This is a genomic window from Paenibacillus sp. ACRRY, assembly GCF_022346995.1.
Classification (GTDB): Bacteria; Bacillota; Bacilli; order Paenibacillales; family Paenibacillaceae; genus Paenibacillus.
Genome location: NZ_JAKRNM010000009.1, coordinates 75,658 through 94,942 on the forward strand (window position 1 = coordinate 75,658; position 19,285 = coordinate 94,942).

General features: G+C 47.0%; 22 protein-coding genes. 20 read left to right on the forward strand and 2 right to left on the reverse strand.

Annotated features, from left to right (window positions below):
• Positions 1–4 precede the first annotated feature (4 nt).
• The 10 genes from MH144_RS24100 (at position 5) to MH144_RS24145 (ending at position 9,057) form a co-directional block, all read left to right on the forward strand.
• A complete protein-coding gene (locus tag MH144_RS24100) occupies positions 5–847 on the forward strand; it encodes a DegV family protein (protein WP_239304864.1) in 843 nt (280 codons plus the stop codon).
• A gap of 216 nt (positions 848–1,063) precedes the next feature.
• Complete coding sequence (locus MH144_RS24105) at positions 1,064–1,732, forward strand: response regulator transcription factor (protein WP_481857392.1); 669 nt, start codon at positions 1,064–1,066, stop codon at positions 1,730–1,732.
• Entirely contained in the window at positions 1,729–2,661 is a 933-nt protein-coding gene (locus MH144_RS24110; protein WP_239304866.1) for a sensor histidine kinase, read from the forward strand. Before MH144_RS24105 ends, MH144_RS24110 begins: the two co-directional genes overlap by 4 nt.
• A gap of 125 nt (positions 2,662–2,786) precedes the next feature.
• On the forward strand, positions 2,787–3,710 hold the full coding sequence (locus MH144_RS24115) for an ABC transporter ATP-binding protein (RefSeq protein ID WP_239304868.1): 924 nt from the start codon (positions 2,787–2,789) through the stop codon (positions 3,708–3,710).
• Positions 3,703–4,401 carry an ABC transporter permease gene (locus MH144_RS24120; protein WP_239304870.1) on the forward strand — a complete coding sequence of 233 codons (699 nt, stop codon included), beginning with the start codon at positions 3,703–3,705 and terminating at the stop codon, positions 4,399–4,401. The genes MH144_RS24115 and MH144_RS24120 overlap by 8 nt, the downstream gene beginning before the upstream one ends.
• A gap of 105 nt (positions 4,402–4,506) precedes the next feature.
• Complete coding sequence (thiD, locus tag MH144_RS24125; RefSeq protein ID WP_239304872.1) at positions 4,507–5,319, forward strand: bifunctional hydroxymethylpyrimidine kinase/phosphomethylpyrimidine kinase; 813 nt, start codon at positions 4,507–4,509, stop codon at positions 5,317–5,319.
• A gap of 236 nt (positions 5,320–5,555) precedes the next feature.
• A complete protein-coding gene (locus MH144_RS24130) occupies positions 5,556–6,236 on the forward strand; it encodes a response regulator transcription factor (RefSeq protein ID WP_239304874.1) in 681 nt (226 codons plus the stop codon).
• A complete protein-coding gene (locus MH144_RS24135) occupies positions 6,233–7,990 on the forward strand; it encodes a sensor histidine kinase (RefSeq protein ID WP_239304876.1) in 1,758 nt (585 codons plus the stop codon). The genes MH144_RS24130 and MH144_RS24135 overlap by 4 nt, the downstream gene beginning before the upstream one ends.
• Positions 7,991–8,011: 21 nt before the next feature.
• A complete protein-coding gene (gene pssA, locus MH144_RS24140) occupies positions 8,012–8,557 on the forward strand; it encodes a CDP-diacylglycerol--serine O-phosphatidyltransferase (RefSeq protein ID WP_183526144.1) in 546 nt (181 codons plus the stop codon).
• Positions 8,558–8,571: 14 nt separating this feature from the next.
• Complete coding sequence (locus tag MH144_RS24145) at positions 8,572–9,057, forward strand: DedA family protein (protein ID WP_239304878.1); 486 nt, start codon at positions 8,572–8,574, stop codon at positions 9,055–9,057.
• 607 nt (positions 9,058–9,664) lie between these two features.
• Here MH144_RS24145 and MH144_RS24150 read toward each other — a convergent pair.
• Positions 9,665–10,855: a cation:proton antiporter gene (locus MH144_RS24150; protein WP_239304880.1), complete on the reverse strand. Its 1,191-nt coding sequence runs from the start codon at positions 10,853–10,855 to the stop codon at positions 9,665–9,667.
• Between the two features lie 377 nt (positions 10,856–11,232).
• Here MH144_RS24150 and MH144_RS24155 point away from each other — a divergent pair, with 377 nt between their 5' ends.
• The 5 genes from MH144_RS24155 to MH144_RS24175 all read left to right on the forward strand — a co-directional run bounded on the left by MH144_RS24155 (position 11,233) and on the right by MH144_RS24175 (position 14,474).
• Complete coding sequence (locus MH144_RS24155) at positions 11,233–11,817, forward strand: DUF420 domain-containing protein (RefSeq protein ID WP_239304882.1); 585 nt, start codon at positions 11,233–11,235, stop codon at positions 11,815–11,817.
• Positions 11,818–11,886: 69 nt separating this feature from the next.
• A complete protein-coding gene (gene gpmA / locus MH144_RS24160; RefSeq protein ID WP_095361729.1) occupies positions 11,887–12,630 on the forward strand; it encodes a 2,3-diphosphoglycerate-dependent phosphoglycerate mutase in 744 nt (247 codons plus the stop codon).
• Positions 12,631–12,835: 205 nt separating this feature from the next.
• Positions 12,836–13,003 (forward strand): hypothetical protein, encoded by a 168-nt coding sequence (locus tag MH144_RS24165; protein WP_153980001.1) that lies wholly within the window; start codon positions 12,836–12,838, stop codon positions 13,001–13,003.
• A 150-nt stretch (positions 13,004–13,153) separates the two neighbouring features.
• Positions 13,154–14,062: an aldo/keto reductase gene (locus tag MH144_RS24170; protein ID WP_239304884.1), complete on the forward strand. Its 909-nt coding sequence runs from the start codon at positions 13,154–13,156 to the stop codon at positions 14,060–14,062.
• A gap of 85 nt (positions 14,063–14,147) precedes the next feature.
• Positions 14,148–14,474, forward strand: a complete 327-nt coding sequence (locus MH144_RS24175; RefSeq protein WP_095292336.1) for a thioredoxin family protein — start codon at positions 14,148–14,150, stop codon at positions 14,472–14,474.
• Positions 14,475–14,548: 74 nt separating this feature from the next.
• Here the strand turns inward: MH144_RS24175 and MH144_RS24180 are convergent, their stop codons facing one another.
• On the reverse strand, positions 14,549–15,337 hold the full coding sequence (locus MH144_RS24180) for an undecaprenyl-diphosphate phosphatase (RefSeq protein ID WP_236146845.1): 789 nt from the start codon (positions 15,335–15,337) through the stop codon (positions 14,549–14,551).
• 241 nt (positions 15,338–15,578) lie between these two features.
• Between MH144_RS24180 and MH144_RS24185 the strand changes: the two genes are divergently transcribed.
• The 5 genes from MH144_RS24185 to MH144_RS24205 all read left to right on the forward strand — a co-directional run bounded on the left by MH144_RS24185 (position 15,579) and on the right by MH144_RS24205 (position 19,096).
• The gene (locus MH144_RS24185) at positions 15,579–16,211 is read left to right on the forward strand and encodes a TetR/AcrR family transcriptional regulator (protein WP_239304886.1); all 633 of its coding nucleotides are present in this window, start codon (positions 15,579–15,581) and stop codon (positions 16,209–16,211) included.
• A gap of 131 nt (positions 16,212–16,342) precedes the next feature.
• Complete coding sequence (locus tag MH144_RS24190) at positions 16,343–17,170, forward strand: substrate-binding periplasmic protein (RefSeq protein WP_481857393.1); 828 nt, start codon at positions 16,343–16,345, stop codon at positions 17,168–17,170.
• A 31-nt stretch (positions 17,171–17,201) separates the two neighbouring features.
• Entirely contained in the window at positions 17,202–17,846 is a 645-nt protein-coding gene (locus tag MH144_RS24195; RefSeq protein WP_239304888.1) for an amino acid ABC transporter permease, read from the forward strand.
• 16 nt (positions 17,847–17,862) lie between these two features.
• A complete protein-coding gene (locus tag MH144_RS24200) occupies positions 17,863–18,609 on the forward strand; it encodes an amino acid ABC transporter ATP-binding protein (protein ID WP_239304890.1) in 747 nt (248 codons plus the stop codon).
• A 64-nt stretch (positions 18,610–18,673) separates the two neighbouring features.
• Positions 18,674–19,096 carry an OsmC family protein gene (locus MH144_RS24205; protein WP_076311998.1) on the forward strand — a complete coding sequence of 141 codons (423 nt, stop codon included), beginning with the start codon at positions 18,674–18,676 and terminating at the stop codon, positions 19,094–19,096.
• Positions 19,097–19,285: the final 189 nt, after the last annotated feature.

Sequence of the window (19,285 nt, forward strand, 5' to 3'; positions counted from 1 at the left end):
TGGAATGAAAAAAATTGCATGGGTTACCGACAGTACCAGCACACTCGATCCACTGTTTGCAGAGCAAAATCACGTATACATTGTACCGCTTCGCGTCGTATTGGGTGAGGAATGCTATCGGGAGACCGAGGACATCTCATCCGAACAGTTCTATGAGAAGCTTGCAGAGGCTTCAAGGGCAAGCAGTTCTCAACCGCCTATAGGTGAGTTTATCGAACTGTATGAATCGCTAAAAGGTCAGTATGATGAGATTATCACCATTCACTGCTCAACTGCGCTTAGCGGAACGCTGCATACTTCAATGCAGGCGGCAGAGATTGCTGGAGTATCGATAACTGCAATTGATTCCAGAGCGGGAGCCTATCCGCTGCGGGAGATGATTTTGCAAGGCGTGGAATTACAGAAACAGGGATGTTCCGTATCTGAGATCAAGCTTCATATTGAACAGATGATGGATAACATGTCCTTTTACCTCATTCCGGCCAGTCTTCAGCATCTTCACCGCAGTGGGCGCGTGTCAGGCACACAGCTTGTACTCAGCCAATTGTTGAAAATTCATCTGCTCTTGCGATTTGAAGAGGGCAAGGTCGTCGTAAACGAGAAGATTCGTACTTTCAAGCGAGCCAAACAGCGCATGTTAGAGGTGCTGAAGGTCGACATGGAGAAAGTAAAACACGTGTGTATCATGCATGCCGATAATCAGGAAGAAGCCATCACGATCAAGCAGCAAATTACCGATTTGCTTCCCCGGTTGAAGACGGAAATCATGCCTTTTATCCCTGTGGTAGGTATTCATGCAGGCGCAGGTACGATTGGTCTGTGCTGGATACGAAGCGAGATGACATAGATGGATGAATGATCGAAAAGGTAGGAGAGTCTCCTTGTACACAGGTGGCTTCCCTACCTTTTTTGTTTTTTTAAGATGATATTTGAAAGAGTGTTATTCCACGCATTGCCAATTCAGGTGAACTGTGAGGTAATAAAAGAAAACAAAGAAGTTGGGGGAAATCAAGTGTCTAGTCACCGTTTGCTGCTTGTAGAAGACGATCGTTCAATTAGTGAGATGGTTGGGCCATATCTGGAGAAAGAGGGCTACAACGTCACGTATGCATATGACGGGTTAGAGGCAGAGCGTAAATTTCAACAAGCGGAGCCTGCGTTTGATCTGGTTATTCTGGACCTCATGCTGCCGCACCGAAGCGGCATGGACGTGCTGCAGACCATCAGAGCTGCCAGTCTTGTCCCCGTATTAATATTATCTGCGAAGGATGGAGAAGTGGACAAGGCACTGGGACTTGGTTTCGGTGCAGACGACTATCTGAGCAAGCCGTTTTCCCTAATCGAATTGACTGCGCGAATCAAAGCGGCAATTCGCCGAGCCAACTATACGGTACGACAGGTTACCTCGACACCAGCCAAGGATCAACGGATTGAAATTGGTGGGCTGGTGGTGGATATGGAAACCTATGAGGTAGAGCGGGGAGGCATCCCTGTAAGACTGACCTCCAAGGAATTTGGCATTCTTAAGTTGTTTGTTACGCATCCTGGCAGAGTGTTTACGAAGGCGCAGATCTATGCTTCTGTCTGGAACGATCCGTACTACGGGGACGAAAATATCATCAACGTACATATGCGGAGGCTGCGCGAGAAGATCGAGACAGATCCATCGAATCCGCAGTATATCATAACGTTGTGGGGGATCGGTTATAAGCTGGAGGTGGAGCCCAAGTGACGATACTATTGGCCATTTTAACTGGTGTTTTGCTCATTGTTGTCATTTCACTCGCCGTGAAGCTGAATAAGCGCAGCCGGCAATTGGCATATATTCATCAGAAGCTTGGAGGCATTCTGGAAGAGGGTACATATGAGCGTCTGTTGGTCTTTAGCAGCGATGCCCAGATTCGCCTCCTGCTGGGGGATATTAACGAATTGCTGGATTACGCACACCGAACCGGTGCCCGTTATGCCAATCAGGAGAAGGAGATCCGCAATATGCTCTCCAACATCTCCCATGACTTGAAGACCCCTCTCACGGTAGTGATGGGTTACAGTGAGACGCTGCTCCATAGTTCTTCATTAACCGATCAGGAACGGGAAGGTATGATCAGCAAGATTCAGGATAAAGCGCAGGAGGTGCTGCGTCTGATCCATTCCTTCTTTGATCTGGCGAAACTGGAGTCTGGAGATACCGAACTTGCATTGACCCGGGTGAATCTTAGTGAATTATGCAGGCTGAAGATGCTTTCCTTTTATGAAATGTTAACGAATCGGGGTCTGCAGGTGGAGCTGTCCATTCCTGAGGGGGATCTCTTCGTGACCGGTAGTGAGGATGCACTCGACCGGGTGCTGGATAATCTGATTACTAATGCGATGCGATATGGGGCGGATGGTAAGGTATTGGGCCTTATGCTTGAACAAAAGAATAATGGGGAGGTCATGCTGCAGATTTGGGACAGGGGTAAAGGCATTCCGGAAAGGGAACAGGACCGTGTATTCGAGCGAATGTATACGTTGGAGGATTCCCGAAACCGTCTCTATCATGGAAGTGGGCTTGGCCTCACCATCACGAAGCGACTTGTCGAACGGATGGGAGGAAGCATTGAACTTCGCAGTGTACCCTATGAGCGGACATCATTTAAAATCTCTCTAAAATCTCGTTAGTTGCCTTTTTGTGTGTTTTGATGAACTTAAGTTTTTTGTAAGATTTGATTAATAAAAAAGCAGACTTTTCTCTTTACAATACAGATATAAGAACCCGTCAGGGATCGTAAAGGAGAACAGGAACGATGACATATATCGCACGCACGATTGGTGTGACCAAAACCTATGCAGGCACGGAGGTCGTATCCAACGTCAATATGAATATTAAGCAAGGTGAAATATACGGATTTTTGGGACCGAACGGCGCAGGGAAAACGACAATGATGAAAATGTTGACCAATCTGGTTAAGCCCACCGTTGGGGAGATTGAAATGTTCGGGGAGAAGCTTACCCCTAACTCGTATGAAGTATTGAAGCGTATAGGGAGCATCATTGAATATCCTTTTTTCTACGATAAACTGTCCGCCAGGGATAACCTGGAGCTTCACTGCGAGTATATGGGGTTTCATAACAAGAAAGTCATCAGCGATATGATGGAAAGTGTAGGTCTGAAGGATACCGGCAAGAAACCGGTACGGGACTTCTCTCTAGGAATGAAACAAAGGCTGGGGATTGCGCGTGCTCTGATTACAACACCCGAGCTCCTTATTCTCGATGAACCCATCAACGGGCTTGATCCGGTTGGCATTAAAGAAATGCGTGATCTGTTCAAACGCCTCAGTACGGAATACAGAATTACTCTCCTGATCTCCAGTCATATCCTGGGCGAGATTGAGCAAATTGCCGATACAGTAGGGGTAATTCGCGGCGGCCGTCTGGTCGAGGAAGTGTCCATGGAGACCATTCGTGGGACTAAGAGCGAATATATCGAGCTGCAGGTAATTGATGGACGCAAGGCAACTTATGTTATTGAGCATCAGCTTGGACTGAAAAACTATAAATTGGTTGATGACCGTACAGTTCGCATTTATGACCCAGGTGTATCTCCATCCCAAATAACAGGCAGACTGGTTCAGCATGGTGTTGAGATTGAGTCGATTATCAAGCGGTCCCATTCGCTGGAGGAACACTTTCTAAACCTGGTGAAGGGGGATGGGGACGTTGCTTAAACTTATTTTTCTCGAAATGCGAAAACACCGGTTTGCTCGTAATTTCGGATATGCGGCTATCGCCAATGTGGGAATTCTATTGTTTCTGATCATGATTGGTGTGGTGGACTGGGGGGCAGAAGATTATGCCTTCACCACGTACCCGCTCTCCTTTATGCTCATTGATACATTTGCCCGTGCGACCTTTATTATTTTTGGAGGCGCTTTGTTATCGAAGCTGATTATTAGCGAATATAGCAACAAAACGATGAATGTGATGTTTACCTATCCAATCAAACGTCACAAAATAATTGCAGCCAAGCTGATTATCGTATTTGCATTTACCTTTTTCATGATTATGTTTACCAATTTGCTAATGGGAGCAATCCTGCTGACAACCGATCACTTCTATCCCTTTATTGCCGATGAGCTGACGGGTAAGCAAGCACTTCAATTGCTGATCAAGTATACGATTAGTTCGCTGTCTGCTGCTGCGATGGCATTGATCCCGCTGTTGTTCGGCATGCGAAAGCACTCGGTCACGACAACCATGGTGTCATCCATTTTCCTGGTTCTCGCAGTGTGTTCCGGTGTGAATGGACCGAGTGTTTCCATCAATTCCATTATCGTGATCCCATTAACTCTGGGCGCCATCGGCCTTTGGATCGCTTCCCTGTCCATGGTTCGGCTAGAGACAAAAGATGTGAACTAAAGTGCTCGCAAAACCATGCTTCGTATGGCTTCAGATGCCATTGACATCCGCTCGTACAAGGGATAGGATAATGTCAACTGAAACATGAAGGAGAATGCGACTACCATGACGATTCCAAAAACATTGACTATAGCCGGCTCGGATACGAGCGGCGGTGCAGGAATTCAAGCTGATTTGAAAACATTCCAGGAGCTTGGTGTGTACGGTATGACCGTTCTGACGACGGTTGTGGCGATGGAGCCTGAAACATGGGACCACCAGGTTTTCCCTGTAGCTCTGGATGTAGTGGAAGCACAGCTCCGTACCGTTCTGGACGGAATTGGTTTTGATGCGATGAAGACGGGAATGCTGGGTTCCGTAGATATTATTGAACTGGTAGCGAAGCATGTTCGCCGCAGCGGTCTGCCACAGATCGTAATTGACCCGGTAATGGTCTGCAAAGGTACAGATGAAGTACTGCAGCCTGAAAATACGGAAGCGATGATTGAATTTTTGCTGCCAGGTGCTGACCTGGTTACTCCGAACCTGTTTGAAGCTTCCCAACTGGCCAAGAGCGGACCGATCCGTTCCAAGGAACAGATGGAAGCTGCTGCTGCTGTAATTCACAACCATGGGGCGAAGCATGTCCTGATCAAGGACAGAGGCGTGATTACCCCAGGCAAAGCGATGGATCTTCTCTATGATGGCAAAAACTACGAATGGTATGAGGCCGATGTTGTTGGTTCCGGTTATACGCATGGGGCGGGTTGTACAACCTCTGCAGCGATTACCGCTGGTTTGGCGCGCGGTTTGTCCGTAAAAGAGGCTGTACGTGAAGGCAAAGCCTTCATTACTCAAGCGATTGCTGGCGGATTCCCGCTTAATCGTTTTGTTGGCCCGACGCTGCACGCTGCACACCGCATGGAGCAACAACGCTAATAGCGGATGAGGTAAGCGATACCGGGAAGAGACATGGATTCAGCCGAAAGGTGGTTGTCAATGGGCGAAGGTGGCTCGTTGGCAACCGCCTTTTTGTGTGGATTGCTGCGATTTCAGTAACTTGTTAGGGGTATTAATCGTATATAACATGGAGTTCATTCCAGAACATGGATGGACACACGAACGACACATGGAATCGGTATGTTAACAGAAGAAAGATAAAAGGAGAGTCGGCCATGGTGAGAACAGTGCTTCTCGTGGAAGACGAAAGCCGCATTCGTGAAATTGTGGCCGATTATTTTATAAAGGAACAATGGAATGTAATCGAGGCGGAGCATGGAATTGAAGCACTCCAATTGCTGGATCTGCATGAAGTGGATCTGGTCATTCTGGATGTGCTGATGCCTGAAATGGATGGATGGACGCTCTGTGAGCATATTCGGTCTCAATCCACCGTACCTATTATAATGCTGACCGCAAGGTCTGAAGATGATGATAAGATCCACGGATTTAACCTTGGCGTGGATGACTATGTAACGAAGCCGTTCAGCCCTCGTGTGCTGGTTGCGCGTGCGGAGACATTAATGAAGCGAGTCGAAGGTGCGATCAGCAGGGAACAGGGTGTGATCCGGTTTGGTCACGCATTGCTTGATCCTTGGGCGAGACGACTGGAGATGGACGGACTGGAGGTAGAGCTTGCTCCCAAAGAGTATGAATTGCTGCTCTACCTAGCACGCAATCAGGGAATCGTTTTATCCCGGGATGCCATTCTCAATCGGGTCTGGGGATACGATTTTGATGGTGATTCCCGTGTTGTGGATACACACATCAAGAAGCTGCGCAGCAAACTGGGAGATGAGGCCAAGTGTATCCGGACAGTGATTGGCACGGGATATCGATTCGAGGCTGAGGCATGAGACGTAATGGCGTAACGATGAAGCTATTTCTGGTTATGGCTGGTTTTCTGCTCCTCTTATACGGAACATCAGTGACCGCCCAGCTGGTCTGGTTCCCGGACTTTTACCAGCATCAGAAGATCAGCAGCATGAAGAAAAAACTGGCGAAATTCGAGCAGCAGTATTCCAGTGGGCATTGGGATAGTATACAGCTGGCTAAGGAAACCGGGAAGTTCATGCGTCAGAATCAGTCGCATCTGGTGATTTTGACAAGTACGGGTAAACTGGTCAACGATCCGTTTCACATTACACTGCTCCGCGAGGATGGCAGTCAGGTGAAGGTCTCCCTATCCCTGTTCATCAATAGTGAGAACGCGGGCTGGATCGCCACTCATCTGAAATATGGTCAGGAGCTGACCGTCACAGGTCCGGCCAGCGGGTTAAACGAACCGATGGTTTATCCGTTAAAAATCCAGGACACCAATTCTGCCGCGCGAGGTACGGAGGATTTTCAGGAGCTCTCTGAACCAGTTCAGGAATGGTCTGGCGTATTGACCGAAGTGGTGCTTCCCAATCTGGGAACATGGAGTCAGAGACAGGGACTGCTTGTTCAGGCACTGGACAGCCGCTTCCCGCTCTCAACGGAGGACCAGCTCAGTCTGGCGAATGGCAAGATGCTTAATGAAGAATGGACGGATAGCTGGAGCGGTGTTCGGAACGTGATTACCATTGCTCCGGTCCACAAAAACGGGCCGCAGCAGCAGCTTATTTTCACCCTGACTTCTCTGCAGGAGATGAGGGAAGCGAATGAAGCAACACGTTTGTTCTATGCATATTTTGGTATGGGTGCATTTGTGCTGATTCTGTTTCTTTCCCTCCTATTGTCCAGAATTGTCACAAAACCTTTACTGGCTTTGAACCATGTGGCCAAAAAGATGTCGACGCTTGATTTCTCCGTGAAATCGCCGATCAAACGCAATGATGAAATTGGCAGTTTGTCCGATAGCCTCAACGCTCTTTCCACCACATTGGGGCAAACGCTGGAGGAACTCAGACAGGCGAATCGCCAAATGCGGACCGATATGGAGATGAAGCAGCGGATCGAACAGCGGCAGCGTGAATTTTTTGCCGATGCATCGCATGAACTCAAAACGCCTATCAGTATCATCAAGGGATATTCCGAAGGGCTGAAGGATGGAGTCAGCGAGAACAAGCGGGAGCGTTACATTGAGATCATTGCGGATGAAGCGGTCAAAATGGAAACGATGGTTGAAGAAATGCTGGATCTCGTTCGGTTGGAATCTCAGGCGATCAAGCTGAATATCAGTGCAGTAGTCCTTGGAGACATGATCGAGGAGATTGCCGGGCGTCTCGGCCCGCAGCTGAAGGAAAAAGGACTCGAAATCGTGCTTGTCTCCACCACAGAGCAGACCGTTGAGGGAGATCGAAGCAAGCTGGAGCAAGTGATCTATAACATGATGATGAATGCTATACGTCATGCGCTGCCGCAGACCGATATAATGATTGAGATCAGCAGGCTGGAAGGGCAGGTAAGAATCTCCATCGAGAATAAAGGTGAAGGGATCTCGGAAGCTGAACGCCAGTATATCTGGGAGAGATTTTATCGGGTAGAGCGATCACGTAATCGCAAAATGGGAGGAACAGGCCTTGGCCTGGCCATCGCGAAGCAGATTCTTGATCTGCACGGATGCAGTTATGGAGTGGAGAACACGCCGGACGGAGTCCGCTTTTATATTATTTTTCCTAATGCTTAGTACGAAAGGGAGTCAAGTCTTATGAAATCTTTACCGTCCATTTTAACGTTGGGCAATTTAACTTCGGGCATGCTTGCCGTCATTATGGCCATTCATGGCGAGTTCGCCCTGGCTGTGACGATGATTTGGGTTGCCATGTTCTTTGACCTGTTTGATGGCTTTGCCGCACGAAAATTACATTGTGAAGGGGAGTTCGGGAAGGCACTGGATTCCCTGGCTGATGTCATTTCCTTCGGAACAGCCCCGGTGCTGATTCTGTATCTGAATTCTATGAACGAAGTAAGCGTGCTTGGCATGGCATTGACGGCATTGTTCCCGGTATGTGGCGCCTTGCGTTTGGCTCGTTACAATTGTCAGAAGACAGCAAGTGTAGGTTTCGTCGGAATGCCAATCACGTTTGCAGGTGGACTGATGTCCTTTTTCGCGCTCTGGAGTCCTTATTTCACCCATGGTGTAGCTTATCTTGTTATCGTTGTATTATCCGGTCTAATGGTCAGCCAAATTCGATTCCCATCTCTGAAACAGGTGCTGGCGCCTCATGAGAAGGACATCGTGGAACCGAAATAAGGAGCGAGTCAGTCATGGAAATTGCTAAAGAGTTTATTGGTCAATATGGATATTTTGCAATCTACGGTTTGCTCGCTCTGGGTGTCATCGGCATGCCCATTCCCGATGAGGTGATGATGACCTTTGTCGGTTATCTCGCCTCCATCTCGGTCCTAAACTATTCGGTTTCGATCATTGTCAGCTTTGGTGGTGCATTTACGGGAGGACTGCTCAGCTACGCTATTGGCAAGAAGGCGGGCAGACCTCTCGTCGTAAAGTATGGCAAGTGGGTAGGCGTGAACCCCAAACGGCTGGGGAGGGTGGAGGGCTGGTTCCTGAAGTATGGGTACTGGTCCATTATCCTCGGCTATTTTATTCCTGGTATTCGCCATCTGATGTGCTGTTTCTCCGGCATTAGCCGCATGGCCATCGGAAAATATGTAGTGATCTCCGGGATCGGGGCATTCATATGGTGCGTCGTATTTATATCGATCGGTTTCTATGTAGGTGTGTTAACTTAAAATGGGACAACCTGTGTAAGTTTCGGGTTGAGGATAAAGACCTCTTGTATATGGAGTGGTCTTTTTTTGTTTTTCTAGATGTTCTATATTACCCCTGACGAAAGTCACCTAGCTGCAAATGTAACGAACTGGAGTGTGCTTATCAAAGAAATATTAGCAATGTAAAAATTCTAAAGAACCTCATTATCCTTATTTCATGAATAGGTGAAGATATAGCCGGCAATTGAATCGATTACCCAGAAATAACGTTTCTTAAATTCGTTTGTTAACGGATGTGAAGATTTTCGGGAAAATAGAGCTTCTCACGTTCATAAGATGTAGGTCCGATATCGTTGTTTGCCACTAGCAACATGCAGTAATTGTTGTTCTGTTAAACTGTGAAGCACAAGGGCGGGCCAAGGGCGGGCATACTGATCCGTAACTCTCAGGTGTGCTGCTAGCCATTACAAAAAAGCCGCCTTGAGCATGCTTTACCTTCGGATTTGGAGGTGAAGCAATGGTTCAAAGCGGCGTTTATTTTACGACTTAAATAGTTAATCTGATGAAATTATAGCTAGCCTCTAATGATTCTCAATATTGGTTCATTACCAGTGATAATTCCCGTAAACTATCCGTTTAGATGGGCTTTCTCAATGCCTTGTTCAATACGAGTTTCGCCTTTTTTGCGAGCAAAGGTTATTTTGAGCAGCGGTGGGGTAACAAGTGTAGTTACGATAACCATGATGACCACGCTGGTAAAATATTCGGGATCGAGCAAGCCGGAAGCGAGCCCAGTTGAAGCAATAATCAGTGCAACCTCACCTCTGGATATCATTCCTGCACCGATGGCCAGAGAAGAAACCCGATTAAAACCAGTAAGTCTTGCACCGGCTCCGCCTCCAAGCAGCTTCGTCACAATTGCAATCAAACTGATAGCAATGATAAACCAGATTTGGGAACCAACACCGTCAAAAGTGACATTCAAACCGATACTTACGAAGAATACCGGTACAAAAATACTATAGGCGATGGGCTCAACTTTTCGTTCAACTTCATGCTTGAAATTGGTTTGAGAAATGGCAATCCCAGCGGCAAATGCACCAATAATCCCCGCAACGCCCATCCATTCAGCGAAATAAGAAAAACCGAAACAGATGATTAATCCTGCAGTTATGACAGTCTCCGTAACTTTGAGAGGTGCCATCCACTTCATGATTTTAGGGACAAGGAACCAGCCAGCAGCGATAATAATAACAAAGAACAATAACTTTTTACCAATAAGCAAACTGATTGACGTGTCACCTGCACCTGTTCCGAGCAAGCTCATCATAACGGCTAGCAGTACAACAACCAGAACATCATCAACTACAGCTGCACCGAGAATCGTAGTACCCTCACGAGAACTGAGCTGATCCATGTCCTTCAGTGTCTGGACTGAAATACTTACCGACGTAGCACAGAACAGAAGTCCGAAGAAAAGAGCGTGAGTCTGGGACATGCCGAAAGCTATGGCAGAACCATACCCTCCGATAAATGGAAGAATAATACCTCCAACGGCAACCGCAAAAGCTGCCTTCCAGTTTTTCTTCAGTTCCTCGAGGTCCGTCTCAAGTCCAGCAATGAACATTAACAGTAGTACACCAATTTCCGCCATATAATGAACAAAATCAGTTTGTTGTACCCAGCCCAGAATAGCAGGTCCAAGAATAACACCTACAATCAGCTTACCCAAGACTGATGGTTGACCGAGTCTAACGGATAAATCCCCAGCCAATTTGGTGAAAATCAAAATTAATGCAAGTACCAAAACAAATTCCATAAGTGCACTCCTCTCCAACAGTAGCGTCTATAGGATTTCCTCACCAAGAGCACTTGATTCCATTGTCATAATACAAAAAAATGGCATAGAAAGGCGCAAATAACAGTGCCCTAATATGCCATAAAAAGACAAGGAGGGGCCCTTGGTGACAGGCTCCTCCGATTTCAACGCGTATGTGATTATTTAAATTAATTATACCATAAAGTCTGTACTGGGTAAACCGGTGAGTGCCGACATTCGGATGAAAACAAACTGTTAAGGGCAAATTATATGGGTATGGGACGCTTTTTGTTCAGAGTGTTGTCACTTAACAGGGGGCAGGCCGCGAGATATAATGACATAGAACATAGAAGTTAGCATATGAGGAGGATTTTGCATTGGGCAAACATAACAAAGGGGAATCGAATATTCAATCCAATTCGGCCACCCCGACAAGTAATAAAAATTTCGCAGGTATCATTATTACCATTTCCATTCTTGCCAATGTCATTATTTTATTGTTGTTCTTCGCACCTTCAATCGGATACAAAGGGGATGTCGCCTTTGATATTACGGTGCTGCCGCGGTTCAATGCCGTGTTTAACAGTTTTACTTTCATTTTCCTGCTTGCCGCGCTGATTGCTATTATCAAAAAGAACGTGAAGCTCCATAAACGATTTATTCTTGCTGCGTTCTCAACAACATTGCTGTTTCTAGTCACGTATTTGTCGTTCCACTATCTATCTCCGGAAACGTCCAAATACGGCGGGGAAGGTATTGTTCGCTCCATCTATTTCTTTATTTTGATTACTCACAGTATTCTTGCAGCCATTATTGTGCCGCTGGCTTTGTTTACTCTCGTATGGGGCTGGACAAACCAACTGAAAAAACACCGCAAGATTGCTCGCTGGACGATGCCGATCTGGCTGTATGTCAGTTCCACAGGGGTAGTCGTATACCTGATGATGGCTCCATACTATTAATGTAGTGAATGTTCTTAGGCATATCTCGCCGCACATGCGGGTAATGGTTTTAAGGAAGGAGGTACGGCAATGTACAGAGTAGTATTAATTCGTCATGGACAGAGTATGTGGAATGTGGAGAACCGATTTACGGGCTGGACTGATGTAGACCTGACTAAGGACGGATATGGTGAAGCCCGCAAAGCTGGCAAAATCTTAAAGGAACAGGGTTTTGATTTTGACTATGCTTATGCTTCGGTACTTAAACGTTCCATTCGTACGCTGGATATTGCGCTTGATGAGATGGACCGGATGTGGATTCCGATCACGAAGACGTGGAAGCTTAATGAACGTCATTACGGTGCTCTGCAAGGCTTGAATAAGCAGCAGACTGCAGTCAAATACGGAGAAGACCAGGTCATGGAGTGGAGACGTTCTGTTAGCGTATCTCCGCCGCCGCTGGATGAGACGGATGATCGTTATGTGCAGGATGTGGACAAATATAAGCGTCTGGGTTGTACCATTCCACGTACCGAGAACTTGATGGATACGTCCAAGCGGGTGCTGGAGTATTGGAACAGCGAGATCAAACCCATGGTGTCGGCCGGGAAAAGGGTACTGATCTCTGCGCACGGGAATACACTTCGTTCACTTGTTATGCATTTGGATGAGATGTCAGAAGCCGATGTTATGGCTCTCAACATTCCTACAGGTATCCCGCTTGTTTACGAGTTGGATGAAAATTTGCATCCCATCGGACACTTCTACCTGACTGCGGATGGTTCGACGTACAAACATGAAGAAATGACCCATGTTGCACCTCCGTCGGATTGATCTCAAGTCAGAGCTAATCAAGGTGACTCCTAATTTTAGGGGTCATTTTTTTGATGATATCAATTAGGCGGCTGGCATTCAGGAGTTTTTCCTGCATCGTCCGAAGAAGATATGACTGGCGTGACATAGCCGTTTCGTTTTCCTCACAAAGGGTAAATTTCAAGCAAGACACGATGTACATCAATCCCTTAAGGAGGAGAAACACATGTCTAAAAAAAGCGGAATTATAATGACGGCCATTGGTGCAGGCGTAACCTATCTGATGAGGAACAAGCAGGCCAGAGATAAACTGTTCTCAACGGTTTCCGGCATGATGAAAGGCTCGAATTCTTCAAATGGAAGCAAAAAAGTACAGCGAGTAGATATAAATTAGACTCACCGTGTGAGTACACTAGCAAGGCCCGGAGCAGTTAAGGTTCCGGGCTTTTCTATGTTTATTCCCATTGCACCCTAAGATGCGATTTTTACCAGGAAGAATGATACAATGAATACTTGCAGAACGTATGAAAGGGGATGTACACATATGAAGAAAAACCGTCTAGGCTCATCTGAACTGTACGTCGGAGAAATTGGACTGGGCTGTATGTCGCTCGGAACCGAAGTGGAGCCTGCAGTAGATCTGATTCATGAGGCACTGGATCGTGGCGTCAATCTGCTGGATACAGCTGACCTGTATGATGCAGGACGCAATGAAGAAATTGTGGGGAAAGCAATCAAGGGACGCCGTGAGCAGGTGATTGTCGCAACGAAGGTGGGCAATCGCCGATTGCCGGGAAAAGAGGGCTGGTCATGGGATCCGTCCAAAGCGTATATCAAGCAAGCTGTCCATGACAGCCTCAGACGACTCCAAACGGATTACATCGACCTGTATCAGCTGCATGGCGGTACATTGGATGATCCAATTGAAGAGACGATTGAAGCCTTCGAGGAGCTGAAGCAGGAAGGTCTGATTCGGTATTATGGCATATCGTCCATTCGCCCGAATGTAATTCGGGAGTATGTAAGGAGATCATCCATTGCCAGTGTTATGAATCAATACAGCGTCGTGGATCGCCGGGCAGAGGAGGAAGTGCTGCCTTTGCTTGAACAAAAGGGGATCAGCGTCATTGCCCGCGGACCTGTTGCCAGCGGAGTGCTCGCGGATTCTGGTGCTTCCAAGGTAGAGAAAGGTTACCTGGATTATACGCCGGATCAGCTGCTTGCCATTCGTGAAGGCTTAAGCCGCCTGGTTACAGACGAGCGGAGCATGGCGCAAACTGCGATTCGATACGCCTTATCCCATCCGGCGGTGGCTGCCGTTGTTCCTGGAGCAAGCTCCCGAACACAGCTGCTGCACAATATTGAGGCTGCGGAATCTGCACCCCTTACGGATGCGGAAATTCAAGAAATACGAGAGCATTATCCGGCCAATCAGTACAAGCAGCATCGTTGAACATTCAGACTGCCTATTGCAATTGTAACTATTAGAGGTACAATAGAGGTCAACCATTAAGATTTGTACAAGGGAGAGAAGACATATGGAAAGAATTCAAAGTGAACAACAATATCGTGATACCATTAATTCAGACGGGCTGACCGTCATCAAATTCGATACAAATTGGTGCCCGGACTGCAAAAACCTCGACCGCTTTATTGGTGCAGTTATCGATCAGCACTCGGACAAAACCTTCTATGCAATGGATGCGGAAGAATTCCAACCGCTCGCTGAGGAGAATGCGGTACGCGGCATTCCAAGTTTGCTCGTGTTCCAGAACGGCAAGAAGATTGCCCACCTGCATAGTAAATGGGCAAAAACGCCTACACAAATCTCCGAGTACCTGGAGACGCTTGAATCCAAAGTATAAGGATATGAAGAAGGCGACACCGGTTCCGGTAGGAACGCGTGTCGCCTTTTTAGGTTTGCTTTGTTTTACTGCAACTACATCATCAAAATGAAAAAGAATACGGCTGCCAGCACGAAGCGATAAATCGCAAAGACAGTCAGGCTGAGCTTTTTCAAAATGGACAAAAATGTCTTAATGGCAAGCATGGCAACGATAAATGCAGCGATAAATCCAATCGCAAAGATAGGGAAGTCGCTACCGTTCAGATGATCGATGCTCTTGTAGAGGTCGTATCCTGTGGCTCCAATCATGATGGGAACGGACACCAGGAAGGTAAATTCAGCAGCAGCAACGCGGCTTACCCCTGCGAACAATCCGCCAGAGATCGTTGAACCGGAACGCGAGAAACCTGGCCACAAGGCCAAAATCTGAAAAAGTCCCACGACAAATGCCTGTGTATACGTAATATCGTCCACATCATGTGTTGTGATTCGGTGACTTCGGCGGCTCCAGCGCTCAGCTACAATCATCAGGATCCCGCCAATGACCAAACTGTACAATACAGTCTCTGGCCCAAATAGATGTGCCTTGATCCAGTCGCGGAAAACAAGCCCAATGACTACAGCCGGTACCATCGCCAAAAAGATATGTACAAGGTTCAGACGTTGGGAGTAGCTCCTCTTGCCTCCGGTGAAGCGGAACATATCAATGAATTTGTTCCAATAGAGCACAACGACAGCAAGTACAGCACCGAGTTGAACAACCACTTCAAACGTTTTGACTGACTCGTTGTCCTCCGATAATCCCAGCAAGTGGGCGGTCAGAATCATGTGTCCGGTCGAGGACACGGGCAAAAACTCAGTCAAACCTTCGATGATGCCCATAATAATGGATGATAAAATGTCCAATGCTCTTCCTCCTTGAAATGCAGATGCAGAGTGCGGTCTGCTCTGCTTGACTGACAATGCTTGTTCAGCAGAACAAGGCTATCATCTATTATGATCAGAAACGTGTCCAACTTCAACTTATGCATTGAATTGATTGTTTAAAACCATATTGACAAAAACCTAGTTATCCCATAGGATATAGTTAACTGACTGACTGATCAATCGGGAGGGTATTGAAATGTCCAAAGTAAATGATAAGGAACCCGGAGAAGAACGCCGGGATCAGATTATACGTATTGCGATGCAGCGATTTGCGACTCATGGGTATCATCAGACCAAGATATCGGATATCGTTCGTGAAGCTGGTGTAGCTCAAGGGACGTTTTATTGGCATTTCAAGAGTAAGGAAGCCATCGCTGAAGAGATTGTGTTAACAGGCAGAGAGAAATTGCTTGAAGCCATCGGTCAGGGTTATCGCAAGGATGCAGGATCGGTTGAGGATATGGTCAAGGCGTCAGAGCGATTGTTCATCAGCTTGTTCTCTTTTGCCGCAGACAACCGTTACTTTATGGAGCTGCTGCTGAAAGGTGTCGTGACCGAAGAATCGGTACGTCGTCTGGTTGAGGAGACACGCGGTGCTGTGGAGTCAGCGTTCCGCCATAACATGGAACGTGCCATTGAACTTGGCATGCTGCCACCTTCGATGGATGTGCCTGTACGGGCTGCTCTATTGGTGAGCATGATCGAAGGCATGATCTCCCGCTGGTTGTTTGGCTCTGCGGAGCTGCATGAAGGGATATCGGCTAAGACAGCTGAGTCGCTTGCTGCGGAAGCATCCAGCTTTGAATTTTACGGTTTGCTGGGCACGTAATGATGTGCCAGCACCGAGAGCTTTTTTACATGATTGAGACAGAAGCAGGGAATAATGGGTACAACTATTAACCACATGAATGAGAGGAAGTTAACATGATGAATAATGGAACACCAAGTAACGGCAAAAAGATGCGCAAAAGTTGGATGCTGACGGCAATTCTGCTTATGGTTGTACTGGTTGTAAGTGCATGCGGAAGCAAAACAACCGACAATGGCAGCAGTAATGAAGCTCAAGCAAGTAATGAACTGGAACAGATCAAGTCAGCGGGTACCATGAAAGTAGGTATGATGGGGACCTATGCACCGTACAACTTCTTGAATGATAATAAAGAAATGGACGGCTTTGATGCAGATATCGCACGTGAGGTTGCCAAGCGCCTCGGGGTTGAAGTTGAATTTGTATCTCAAGAGTTCTCTGGCTTGATTCCAAGTTTGCAATCCAAGAAAATTGATGCTGTTATCAGCCAGATGACGATTACCGATGAGCGGAAACAGGCCCTCGATTTCAGTGAAGGCTATATTACAAACCAAGTCAAAATCATTGTGAAAAGTGATAATAACGATATTACCAAACTCGAAGACTTCAAAGGGAAAACGATTGGCGTAGGTCTTGGCACGAATGACGAAACTTACCTGCGTAATGAGGTATTGCCGAAAGTGGGAGACTTCACGATCAAGACGTATGACGATGTCATTTCTTCACTAAAAGATCTGAATGCTGGACGGATTGATGCAACCATCAACAACCTGTACGCACTGAAACCTATTGTGGATGCCAATGGATTTGATATCAAGGCAGTAGGTGAAGCGATTAAGAGTGACCAAGCCGGCATCGCCGTTCGTAAAAATAATCCGGAACTTGTTGCTGCACTGAATGATGCTCTCCAAGGCATGAAGGATGATGGCACGTACAATACCATTTTCAAAAAATGGTTTGGTGAAGAGCCTGCGCAATAATGAACCTGCAAGGCGAAGGGAAGTTTGATCCATGGAACTGGTATATGAGAATCTCTCCTTCTTTTTGAAGGGGGCATATTACACACTGTATTTAACCGTAATATCCATGTTTTTTGCTTTTTTCATCGGAGTGCTTGTTGCCATTGCTCGTCTTAAGGGGCCAGTGTGGCTCCGATTAATCGCAAGATTCTACGTATCCATCATGCGGGGAACCCCGCTATTGGTGCAATTATTCGTTATCTATTACGGATTGGTCGATTATGGAATAACCCTAGGATCACTCACGGCTGCCTGTCTCGGACTTAGTTTGAATGCAGGAGCGTTCCTGTCTGAGACATTCCGAGGCGCCATACAAGCTGTGCCCAAGGGGCAGACAGAAGCGGCTTATGCAACGGGAATGACCCCCTTTCAGACGATGAAACGGATCATTTTCCCGCAGGCAGTTCGCATTGCCATTCCACCGATGGGGAATACCTTTATTGGTATGCTGAAGGAAACATCACTTGTGGCAACCATCGGTGTAACGGAGCTTCTGCGTTCAGCACAGTTACTGGTATCACAATATGCGTTGAATATGCCGTTTTATCTGGCCATAGGTGTGATGTACTGGATTATGAGTATCGGCTTCTCGGCCATTCTGGAACAAGTGGAGCGCCGGTTGGCCCGGGCTTACTGATGGAGGGAGAGAACCGATGATTACAACTACTGGACTGAAGAAACATTTTGGAAAACATGAAGTACTTACGAATATTGATCTGCACGTGAATGAAAAAGATATCGTAGTCCTGCTAGGACCAAGTGGTTCCGGCAAAAGCACGCTGCTTCGCTGTCTGAATGGACTAGAAGAACTGTCCGGCGGAAAGATTGAAGTGAATGGTATTATCGTGGACAGCAATGATCCGCTGCGAGTTCAGCGCTCACGGGTGCTTGAGATCCGCCGTCAGACTGGCATGGTGTTTCAGCAATTCAACCTTTATCCGCACAAAACGGTACTGGGAAATGTGATGGAAGGCCTCGTGACGGTGAAGAAAATCAAGCGTGACGAAGCGGCCGAACGCGGCCGCATTCTGCTGGATCGTGTAGGACTGTCGGACAAGCAGGATGCTTATCCATCCCGCCTGTCAGGTGGACAACAACAGCGGGTTGCGATTGCTCGTGCGCTTGCCATGGAACCGAAAGTGATGCTGTTCGATGAGCCGACTTCAGCCCTTGACCCCGAACTTGTAGGCGAGGTTCTTTCGGTCATGAAGGAGCTGGCACAGGAAGGCATGACAATGCTGGTGGTCACGCATGAATTGAAGTTTGCCCGGAATGTGGCGAGTAAGATCGTATTTATGGCAGATGGTTCAATCGTGGAAGAAGCCAGTCCACAGGCATTTTTCGAACATCCGGAACAGGAACGAACACGAAGATTTTTGCAGCAAATTACTGAATTCTAAGAATGCCGTACCTGGAACGATTATCTGCAGATCATAAACCATTTTAAGAAAGAAGGATAACATCATGAATGTAACAACCGTATGGAAAGGCAAACGCGCGTTTACTTCCGAAGGACCCTCTGGCTATGCTGTAGGCATGGATGCCACGGCTGCTTATGGTGGTGACAGCAAGGGTGCTACACCGATGGAACTGTTGCTTGCAGGTCTTGGAGGATGCATGGGAATCGATATTACAATGATTTTGGATGCCTTCCTGGACAAAATCACCGGAATTGAGATTGAAGCTCAAGGTACGCGCAGTGAAGGGATGCCCAAAGGTTTTACATCCATTGATCTGATCTTCAAAGTCGATGGAGATATCCCGGATTATCGTATCTGGAAAGCCATCCAAATGGCTGAAGAAAAATACTGCGCTGTATCGGCTTCATTGAGCGCGGATATTCATCCTAAGCTGATTCTGAATGGGGTAGAGACACCCCGTCCTTAATTGTTCAATATAGCTTCAGCAAAAAAAGAGTCTTGCGTTTATATCGCCATCTGTTTGCGATGCAGCATATCTGCAAGCCCGGCCGCCATACCTATGGCGGCCTTTTTATTGTTTTTGGATGGTGAATACATCATTTGGTCACTGCAATTGAGCAAGAATGTATGCTAATCTAAGGAAATAATTGCCGAG